We start from the raw sequence: 9938 nt of genomic DNA, 5'->3' as shown, positions 1-9938 counted from the left end.
CTTCGCCCAGCAGTTCAGATCCTTCATAATCATTACTGAAGCAGAATCATATGTATCCTTAAAACCATGCGATACTTTTACTTTAAGAACAAAATCCCCTTCTATCTCCGTATAATAGTAAGGTGCGTTACAAAGTGATTCCGGTAAAAATCCTTCTTCACACTCGTCTGTGCTTCCGCAGAAAAAATCTGTTTTAGCCGGAGCGAATATTTCAATTTTATCCCCCTCTATCATTATTTCACTTTCATTTAACCATTTAAATATCATGTTCTTTCACCTCGTTTTTTATTGAATTATATAATATAATATTTTTGTTTTCATTGATTTATTTATGAGATTTATTGTATAATATCGTAAAATATGTTTCAAAGAACTCTCGGGGTCAGACCCCATGAAGAAGTGTGCATGGAAATTCCAGGATGGCAGCCACAGTGTGCTCTCTTACATAGATGTGCAGGATCAGGTTATTCCTGATAATGTTGTTCTCCATGGGCTGAAGCAGAGAAACGGAAAATTTATTGTTCGTATTTTTGGCGTAAATGATAATCCTAAGGAGAACCGGCTGTTTGGCAGGGATCTGGATGAACTGGAAGATACACTTGGAGTGAGATTCTGGGAGGAGAACGGATAGGCACATACCTTGTGGTCTGCTGCGCTGTATCAGGAGTCAGATACAATCCGGGAGGCAGCAGATGCGGCACTGGAACTTTATGAGATTGTCACAGGAAGGAAAGAGTTTGACAGAACTTCATGGACTGCAGCTTCCCATAAGTCTCTCTGCGCCGGATTTAATGAGGCGGATCCGGATGCTATTATAGCGTGGAATAAGCGGATGGCAGATCTGGTAACTATGGACGGGATTGCAAAGGCAATCAGGGATCAGGTTCCTGCAGGAAGTATAAGAAAGCTGCAGTCTTTGACAAAGATTCAGAAGGAATGGCTGGAGTGATACACCGCCCTATTGTAATGAAAAGGGCGGGACTGTATTAAATGCAGCTATTCTTTTGAACGGGGAGAAGCCGGTAGAGGTGACATTGGAGAGGATTCCTGAGCAGAAGGTGGTTTTTGACAGCCGGGATATGGATGTTCATGGAGAGTTTGACACGATTGAGCCTTTGCAGGCCACAGGTGACCCTTATGATCCTTTTGCCCTGCAGAAGGCCTGCCTTCTTGCCTGCGGAATAATTCCCAGGGAAGGACATACTCTGGGTGAAATACTGGAACGCCTTGGCAGTGGTTTTGTTATGCATTCTGAGGTAACAAATGTCCCCAAAGGTTCCGGTCTTGGCACCTCATCTATTCTTTCGGCAGCCTGTGTGAAGGCAGTGTTTGAATTTATGGGAATCGCATATACAGAAGAAGATTTATATGCCCATGTACTGGCAATGGAGCAGATCATGTCTACAGGAGGCGGATGGCAGGATTAGATCGGAGGTATTACATCTGGTCTTAAATATATAACCTCCATGCCTGGGCTTCAACAGCAGCTTCAGGTAGCACACATAGAGCTTTCACCGCAGACAAAGAAGGAACTGGATGAGAGATTTGTCCTGATCTATACAGGGCAGAGGCGTCTGGCGAGAAATCTTCTCCGTGATGTGGTGGGACGCTATGTGGGCAATGAACCGGACAGTCTGTTTGCGTTGGAGGAGATACAGGAGTAATTTACAGGCTCTCTTTCTTGTCCATCCGGCAGCGTTTATCCAGGTGGCGGTTGATCAGAAGCAGGAATACAATTGTTGAGAGGACAGAAGAGATTCCGTCAGCAACAGGTTCTGCGAAAAAAGCCACTTTTGCACCAAAGAAAGAAGGCAGGACAGCTGCACTGATCACAAAAAGAGATTTTCTGGTAACGGAGAGCGCAAGTCCTGTCTTTGGACATTCCAGGGCAGTCAGCCCGTCTACAAAGACATACTGGAAGCTTAGCGGAATGATCATCAGTGTATAGGTACGGATGACCCAGACAGAGAATCTGATATACTGTGGATCAGTGGTAAACAGAAGAACAAAGTACCGGGGAATAAACCGGGAGAGAAGGAACATGATGGTGGTAAAGATAAGCATTACTCCCAGAATGTTCCTTTCTGCGTCCTTGACCCTGTTTACGCATCTGGCACCGTAATTGTAGCTCAGGATTGCCTGTGTACCTCCGCTGATCCCGATCATAGGTGAGGTGATCAGAAGCAGATAGCTTTGAGCAATGGTGGCACAGGTGATCAGCATATCGCCCTGGGAAGCACCACCATATTTCTGGAGCACTGTATTCATAAAGATCAGGATCAGGCTGTCTGTGGCCAGGATCAGAAAAGGAGAAAATCCCAGGGAAAGGATTTTCCTTATGACTTTTAAGTTGTACTGTCCGAAGGTAATCTTTACAGGAACCTTTTTTCCCAATAAGAAGGTCATTGCAAAGATGCAGGAGAGTATCTGCGAAATAACGGTTGCAATGGCAGCACCGGAAATTCCCATATGAAAACCAAAAATAAAAATCGGGTCTGACAGGATGTTACATCCTGCGCCGATCAGTACGGTAAACATTCCCACAAGGGGGAATCCCTGACAGTTGATAAAGTAATTAAGCCCTGTAGCCATCAGTGCGAAAAAGGTACCTGTTGTATAAATAGTCAGGTAGGTATTGGCAAAGGGGAAAGTAGCCCCACTTGCGCCAAACAACATAAGCAGCTTATCTTTTAGCAGAAGAAAGCTGACAGTCAGCAGAACAGAAAAAATACTGAGCATCAGAAAAGAATTTGCCAGTACCTGTTCTGCTTTTTTGTGATTCTTTTCGCCCATTCGGATTCCCATGGTAATGGAACCTCCGATTCCTACCAGGGTGCCAAAAGAAGTGAGGAGTGTAACGATAGGACCGCATATGCCTGCACCTGCAAGAGCCAGTGCGCCATTTTCGGAAATATGTCCGATATACATCCTGTCAATAATACTGTAAAGTACATTGACAAATTGTGCGGTCATAGAAGGGATGGCAAGCTGGAGCACCAGAGTGCGTACGGGTGCCTTGCCAAGATTTGCTGTTGTGTTCATTTTAATTTTCCTCATCCATTCGACAGGGACTGCCGCACTTGCATGTGCAGCAGCCCCTGTATATTAATCATTGTCAATTTTAACAGATATGGACAGAAAAAGCTATGATTTTTGAGATATTGTCCTTGTAAAAGATATTGAGAATAGCCTCTCGGGGTCAGACCCCATGAAGAAGAAATGATTTTTCTCTAAAGAAACTATAAACGAAAACGAGAGCATAGGCTACTGGCGCTGCTCTAATAACTACATAAAATTTTGTGGAAGGCACATTGGGCGCTACAAGGTATGGAAAGGAGAATTATGAAAACAACATTACTTATCATGGCAGCTGGTATTGGCAGCCGCTTCGGAACAGGAATCAAGCAGTTAGAGCCGGTGGATTATGCTTTCCAGGACATTAACGATATTCCGGGGACTCTGCCGGAAGGCCGTACAAAGCCGTGGGGAACTGGTCAGGCCGTGCTTGCAGCGAAGAAGGTCATCAAGACCCCGTTCATCGTCATCAATGCAGATGATTACTATGGCAAAGAAGGTTTCAAGGCTGTTCATGAGTATCTGGTGAATGGCGGCAAGTCCTGTATGGCAGGTTTTGTGCTGAAGAACACGCTGTCTGATAACGGTGGCGTGACTCGCGGTATCTGCAAGATGGATGAGGATTACAACCTGACCGAGGTCGTGGAAACGAAGAACATTGTAAAGACCGCAGCTGGAGCAGAGGCAGAAGGAATGGCTGTTGATGTTGATTCTCTGGTTTCCATGAATATGTGGGGCTTAACTCCTGATTTCCTTACAACGCTGGAAGAGGGATTCAAAGAATTCTTCGAGAAGGAAGTGCCGGGTAATCCACTAAAGGCAGAATATCTGATTCCTATCTTCATCGGTGAACTGCTGGAGCATGGGAAGATATCTGTGAAGGTTCTGAAAACAAATGATACATGGTATGGCATGGCAGATTATCTGGCGGAGCCGCATGAGGAATATATCTGCTTTTCTAATTATCCTATTGGAGATAAAATTGCAGATTTTGTAGTGCTGACATCAAGATCAAAAATGAAAGTCTGCATTGTAGAAGTCAAAGGTGCAGATTTTAAAATTGTTAAGGCCAATCACTATCAGGGTTTAAATGTACATATGAATGATGCAATTACACAATTAAAAAATCATATGGAATACATAAACAGAAATTACAGTTCATTCAGAACCCAGATACATGAAGATAAGGATAAAGCAATCAATGAGGAATATAGTGGAAATTATTTAGTGGGTCCTCGAAAAACCCTATTGGTTGACCCACAGAAGGATATAGATGTTAAATATATAGCTATAGGTGGAGTTGAAAGAGAAGACAAGTCAATTGAAGAAAGCCACGAAATTGTAAAATGTAAACCAGCAGATAATTTAGAGATAGCTTCGTGGAATTCTTTTGTGCGTAAGTTGGATGAATATCATGGACATCATCCTGTTCAATAAAAAACGCTGGACAGATTACCGGAAATCATCTAAGGAAAAAATCTCATTGTAACAGGCACGCATCAAATCCACAAATCTGGATTACCTGAATAAACTGACCAAGAGAAAGTAAAATATGTGCGGATACAGTCCTTGTAATAGGGGTGTATTGATGTTAAGATGGTAGTATAGAAGATGTGGATAAGCTGAGAAAAGAAGGTGTTACCAATGAATGAGGAAGAAAGATTTGATTTTGAGCAAAAGCACGAAGAAGACCTTCAAAGATTACGTGGCTTTCGTCTTTTAGATGATGATTTTATGAGCAAAGTATTTGAAGATAAGAATTGTGTGGAATTTTTATTGCAGATTATACTAAAACGAGATGATCTTAAAGTTACAAGTGTGAGCAGTCAATATGTAATAAAAAACTTACAAGGGCGTTCTGTTCGTTTGGATATTCTCGCAGTGGATCGACAAAATCAGGTGTATAATATTGAAATTCAAAGAGATGATAAAGGTGCAGGTGTGAAGAGAGCTAGATATAATAGTAGCTTGATTGATGCAAATGTGACAGAACCGGGTGAACAATATCAAAATTTAAATGAAACGTATGTGGTTTTTATCACAGAAAATGATGTGTTAGGAGAGAATATTCCAATATATCATGTGGATCGTATCGTTAGGGAAACAGGAAAAATGTTCAATGACCAATCGCATATTATATATGTAAACTCTCAAATAAAAGATGAAACAGCATTAGGAAAACTTATGCATGATTTTACATGTACCAATGCTAAAGATATGTACTACGAAGTGCTGGCTGACCGTGTACATTATTTTAAAGAAGATGAGAAAGGAGTGGCAATTATGTGTAAAGCTATGGAAGATATGAGAAATGAAGCAGCAAGAGAAGCAGAAAAAATGAAAGCAATTCGTATGGCTCGTTTAATGATAGAAGATGGTAAACTTAATTATGAAGATATTGCAATGTACACAGAGCTTACTCTGGAAGAAGTAGAAAAAATAGCTTTGGAAAAGAAAAGTGCATAATAAAAGACATAAAACGAATGTTTTGTTTTGTGGAACAACTATGCATCCCAGATTGCGGAGAAGTAGCAAAGAAAGCTGAAGCCGAAGCAGTATTTAAGGAGCTGCTGGCAAGCTGTACATCCAGACTGGCAAGAACAACTCTCGGGGTCAGACCCCATGAGGAAGCTTTATTTGATATTATCCGAGGAAGTATCATGAATTTATATAAACGAGACTATATAAAGAGCGTTCCTACCAAACAGGAAATGCAACTGTATGAGGGTATTTTGTGTACTGAAAGAAAAGCTGTCGGAGACAGAGGATTTGGGAAGATAAATCATAGGCGATTGTATCCAGCAGCAGTTCGACACTATGATAGTTTGTTCCCTAACAATCATATTGAGTTGTTTGATTTCCAGAACGAAGGTAATATGGAACAACTAAATGAAGAATTTTGTGCCTTGATTCATGATGCAAATACAAACGAAAGAAACGTTCTTCGCTTTATTAATCACAGACCTGCTTATCATATTATTGCTGGTGTATTTAAGTATTATAATTTTGGTCACCACGATGCATATGTCTTCCCGGAATTTGCTTTAGGTAAGTACATTGCCGATTATTTGTTGATAGGAAAAAGCTCTGGCGGATATGAGTTTGTATTTGTCGAGCTTGAACACCCTAATGGAAGAACAACCTTGAAATCTGGACACGAGGGAGAAACCTTTAGAAAAGGTACTTATCAAATTTATGATTGGAAAGCAGAAATCGAAGCACACTTTTCTGCATCGTTTGTAACGATCACCAAGTACAGCAACAAATCCTCACTTCCGAAGGAATTTTCAGAATATGATTCAAGCCGCTTCCACTACGCTGTGGTCGCAGGCTTGCGTGAGGATTACAACGAAGCTACTTATCGTGATCGTCGAAACAAAGTAACCCAGCAAAACATTCTGACTTTGCATTATGATAATCTGTACGATAAAGCCTGCGAGTTAGAAACAGCTCAATCATTTTAAATAGCAAGTGAACCGCTCATGTTAACGGTTAGGATGAACGTGTTTCTCCCATCGTTGACATGGGTACCTGTCTTTTGAAGAGAAAAGAACAAGCAAGATATGAAACCAGTATTGATGGAAAATGCCTTTGAAGCGTGGGCGGCTGCCATACGCTTTTGTGATGATAGAAAAACTCTCGGGGTCAGACCCCATGAAGACAAAACTTCTCAATAAAGAAGAAATTAAAACTAAGATGATGGAGCTTACATATATCCAGGAAAGATTAGCTGAGGAATAAAAAGTTATGGAGGAGTAACCGGCTCCTCCATCTTAGCATAGAAAATCCGGCACTTTTGGAAAAACTCTCGGGGTCAGACCCCATAAAGAATGGGAATTTATTTGAATCCAGGAAAGGATTCTTCTTTTGGACTGGCCATGTTTACAGTCCGAAATCTGTTGTTGATGCCATGCTTAAGGAACTTATATATACACAGGAAAGAATCCTATGAATAGCAGTATGAAATAATGTATGGCAAATATGAAAGGATAAATTTATGAAGAACAGTTCTGAACGCAAAAGATATAAGACGAATCCAAATTTCGATGCATATTTATTATATTCTTATATACAAATGAAAAGAAATGCATCTGATAAAAGAAGTCGCGATAAAGCAGATAAGTTGATTTATGAGTATTTGAATAATTATATAATGTATGAACTGTATTACAGTTATCGTAGTACACTCGAAAAATGCGAATTTCAGGAGTTATATCAGTCATTATGGGTTGAAGTTTTAGCAGACTTGCCCAGATTTAATCCTGATCTCGGAAGAGCGACTACATTTTTTCGCTATTCTATAAAACATGCTGTTTGCATTTTCGTAAGTTTCAAAAAATATAATACAACTCCATATCTAGCTAATCAACTGGAAAAAATCAAAAAAATTCAGCAGGAATGTGAAGAATCAGGAACTCCTTTTACTGTTGAATTAGCCAGTAAATATTTACATTGCACAATCCCTACTGTATTAAACTATCAGGTTAAACTTGGTATGGAATCCTCTTTCTCTTATGAAGTAATATCTGTTACAAATAAATATTTTTCTTACGATTCCTATGATGAGGAAGCTACAGATTCAAAACCAATATCTTCATATTCTGATGCGGAATTGAGAAAATTAGTAAAGGATTTTTCTGAGAAAGAACTATGTTTACTCAATATGTATCTGCAGATGTGCACACAGGAGAATTCATACAATATCGAAGAATTTCGCAAAGCGAAAGCTTCCCAATCTGCAATGACAAAGGCTGAAACAGAACAAGCTATTATAAAGATAGAAGATTTGTTCAAAAAAATCGGGATTAATAAAGCACTGCGGGGTCAGACCCCATGAAGAGAGTGTGGTTAAGAGATTATTAGCCGGCGGTATGAGTGCGGACGAGATTCTTGAAAAACTGAAATAAACAAGAATCCAAGAAAAATAAATGCCGTGTGGACAAACTGAACTTCAGGAGTTCACACGGTATTTTTTGAAGGTTGCCGTATAGTTTATAACGAAAATAAAAGAAGAACAAAATTTAAAGAAGTGGAGCGTGAGAAAATGAACTTATCAAAAATACATCATATTGCAATCATCGTATCTGACTACGAAGTTGCTAAGGATTTTTATGTGAACAAGCTTGGATTCTCTGTCATCAGGGAAAACTACCGTCCAGAGCGTAAGGACTGGAAGCTAGATCTTCGTGTCAATGAGCACACAGAGCTGGAGATTTTTGCAGAAGAAAACCCGCCGAAGCGTGCGAACCGCCCGGAGGCCTGTGGGCTGCGTCACCTTGCATTTTGTGTGGAGAGCGTGGAGCAGACGGTGAATGAGCTGGCGGAGGTAGGGATTGAATGTGAACCAATCCGCATGGATGATTACACCGGCAAGAAGATGACTTTCTTCCATGACCCGGATGGACTGCCGTTGGAGTTGCATGAGTAAAATGAAGAAAACAAGAAAACCAGGCGGTGGCCGGAAGAAGCTGAAGCCTGAATACAATGCCGGAAAGAACCTGAAAGAGTAGATGGAAAGTGCTGTGGCACTTTATAATCCAAAAACACAAACTATTTTACACTACCAGAGGATCTTCCGGAATACTGCCGTACTAAACTGAAAAAATAATACTAAGCCATCTGATAGAGAATCTGGCAGACAGCCAAGAACAGTATCAGATGGCTTTTATAAGATGTTAATATACGAATGATTACCTAGTTACGAGACGCTTGCTTCAATTATTTCATATTTACGCAATTAAAAGGAGGATTACCATTTAATACATTAACTACTTCTTCGGCTACTTTTCTTTGCAATGTATGAATTGCAGTTTCGCTATACCATGCGCTATGTGGAGTTGCGATTACATTATCCATATGGAGTAATGGATGTTCTGGAGTAACTGGTTCGTTTTCAAATACATCTACTCCGGCACCAGAAATCTTGCCGTTTTGCAGTGCTTCGATAAGAGCGGCCTCGTCGATGATTCCGCCACGAGCTGTATTCACAAGAATAGCGTTTGGTTTTAATAATGTCATTTCTTCTTTCCCGATAAGATGGTAAGTATCTTTTGTAAGTGGGCAATGAACAGAGATAAGATCGCTATCTTTGAGAAGCTGTTCTAAAGTAACAGGTGTTACATTTAGCTCCTGAGCAGCAGTCTCATTTATATAAGGATCGTATGCGATCACTTTCATTCCGATTGAAGTACAGCTGGGCGCGGATATCAACGTTCACGATAAGCAGAAGTTTGAGCTGGAGCGGTAAATAAGATAGAAAATACAACTGATAAGAAAGACAGGGCACGGTGATGAAGTATCTGCAGAATGTACCTATTCACAAGGATGACCTGTTTTTTATCCCTGCAGGCACGATCCATGCCATTGGGGCAGGTGCGCTCGTTGCAGAAATCCAGGAAAGCTCGAACCTGACCTATCGGCTGTATGATTACGACCGCATAGGAAAGGACGGGAAGAAAAGAGAACTGCATATCGACAAGGCGTTGGATGTGGCAGATCTTCACGGCAGTGCAGAGCCGAGACAGCCGCTGCGGGTTCTGAAGTACCGTCCGGGGATGGCATCGGAGCTGTTGATACGCTGCAAATATTTTGAAGTATACCGGATGCTTATCAATGGAGTATGCCAGGAAGTGCAACGCTGACCTGTTGTTGGTAACTGATTCGGATTGTGACCGTGTGGGTATTGCTGAACATTGGGGTCAGACCCCATAAAGAATGATGTGCATAAAAATAAAATATGAAGCGGTCCCCATGAAGCAAATCCAACATACCGCTTTACGCAAAAAGGTTTCATGTTATCATTATCTCATCAAGAGTTCTGATAATTTGAAACCTTTTTTGCAATTATTTAACAATCGTAGCAA

The 9938-nt window shown here is 40.8% G+C and carries 13 protein-coding genes and 1 pseudogene; 11 read left to right on the top strand and 3 right to left on the bottom strand.

Annotation, left to right across the window (positions count from 1 at the left end; genetic code table 11):
• Positions 1–267: DUF1349 domain-containing protein (locus AC075L_RS04975; RefSeq protein WP_476387272.1), on the bottom strand; the 267-nt coding region annotated here is incomplete at its 3' end.
• 124 nt (positions 268–391) lie between these two features.
• Here AC075L_RS04975 and AC075L_RS04970 point away from each other — a divergent pair.
• The 4 genes from AC075L_RS04970 to AC075L_RS04955 are packed head-to-tail and all read left to right on the top strand — an operon-like array spanning position 392 to position 1664.
• On the top strand, positions 392–631 hold the full coding sequence (locus AC075L_RS04970; RefSeq protein WP_476387271.1) for a hypothetical protein: 240 nt from the start codon (positions 392–394) through the stop codon (positions 629–631).
• Positions 632–640: 9 nt separating this feature from the next.
• Positions 641–949 carry a hypothetical protein gene (locus tag AC075L_RS04965; RefSeq protein ID WP_476387270.1) on the top strand — a complete coding sequence of 103 codons (309 nt, stop codon included), beginning with the start codon at positions 641–643 and terminating at the stop codon, positions 947–949.
• A gap of 55 nt (positions 950–1004) precedes the next feature.
• A complete protein-coding gene (locus AC075L_RS04960; RefSeq protein ID WP_476387269.1) occupies positions 1005–1427 on the top strand; it encodes a GHMP family kinase ATP-binding protein in 423 nt (140 codons plus the stop codon).
• 39 nt (positions 1428–1466) lie between these two features.
• Positions 1467–1664, top strand: coding sequence for a hypothetical protein (locus tag AC075L_RS04955; RefSeq protein ID WP_476387268.1), 198 nt, complete (start codon positions 1467–1469; stop codon positions 1662–1664).
• A 1-nt stretch (position 1665) separates the two neighbouring features.
• Here the strand turns inward: AC075L_RS04955 and AC075L_RS04950 are convergent, their stop codons facing one another.
• Positions 1666–3042: an MATE family efflux transporter gene (locus AC075L_RS04950; protein ID WP_476387267.1), complete on the bottom strand. Its 1377-nt coding sequence runs from the start codon at positions 3040–3042 to the stop codon at positions 1666–1668.
• A 300-nt stretch (positions 3043–3342) separates the two neighbouring features.
• Here AC075L_RS04950 and AC075L_RS04945 point away from each other — a divergent pair.
• From AC075L_RS04945 to gloA2, 6 genes and pseudogenes are all read left to right on the top strand, one after another.
• A pseudogene (locus tag AC075L_RS04945) lies at positions 3343–3990 on the top strand (glycosyltransferase family protein); the annotation flags it as partial.
• Positions 3988–4512, top strand: coding sequence for a Shedu anti-phage system protein SduA domain-containing protein (locus AC075L_RS04940; protein WP_227227116.1), 525 nt, complete (start codon positions 3988–3990; stop codon positions 4510–4512). The pseudogene AC075L_RS04945 and the gene AC075L_RS04940, both read left to right, overlap by 3 nt.
• Positions 4513–4719: 207 nt before the next feature.
• Complete coding sequence (locus tag AC075L_RS04935) at positions 4720–5541, top strand: Rpn family recombination-promoting nuclease/putative transposase (RefSeq protein ID WP_055060744.1); 822 nt, start codon at positions 4720–4722, stop codon at positions 5539–5541.
• 17 nt (positions 5542–5558) lie between these two features.
• A complete protein-coding gene (locus tag AC075L_RS04930) occupies positions 5559–6539 on the top strand; it encodes a Shedu immune nuclease family protein (RefSeq protein WP_055060743.1) in 981 nt (326 codons plus the stop codon).
• 533 nt (positions 6540–7072) lie between these two features.
• A complete protein-coding gene (locus AC075L_RS04925) occupies positions 7073–7912 on the top strand; it encodes a hypothetical protein (protein WP_118409696.1) in 840 nt (279 codons plus the stop codon).
• A gap of 207 nt (positions 7913–8119) precedes the next feature.
• Positions 8120–8503: an SMU1112c/YaeR family gloxylase I-like metalloprotein gene (gene gloA2 / locus AC075L_RS04920; RefSeq protein ID WP_008704394.1), complete on the top strand. Its 384-nt coding sequence runs from the start codon at positions 8120–8122 to the stop codon at positions 8501–8503.
• 290 nt (positions 8504–8793) lie between these two features.
• Here the strand turns inward: gloA2 and AC075L_RS04915 are convergent, their stop codons facing one another.
• Positions 8794–9252: an NAD(P)-dependent oxidoreductase gene (locus AC075L_RS04915; protein ID WP_049896266.1), complete on the bottom strand. Its 459-nt coding sequence runs from the start codon at positions 9250–9252 to the stop codon at positions 8794–8796.
• Positions 9253–9365: 113 nt separating this feature from the next.
• Between AC075L_RS04915 and AC075L_RS04910 the strand changes: the two genes are divergently transcribed.
• Positions 9366–9716 (top strand): class I mannose-6-phosphate isomerase, encoded by a 351-nt coding sequence (locus AC075L_RS04910; RefSeq protein ID WP_020993826.1) that lies wholly within the window; start codon positions 9366–9368, stop codon positions 9714–9716.
• The last annotated feature ends 222 nt before the right edge of the window (positions 9717–9938 follow it).

The organism is Blautia sp. ZXY-1-B12 (assembly GCF_056339915.1).
The sequence above is the reverse complement of the archived record's forward strand: the minus strand, read 5'-3'. Positions and strand labels throughout refer to the sequence as shown.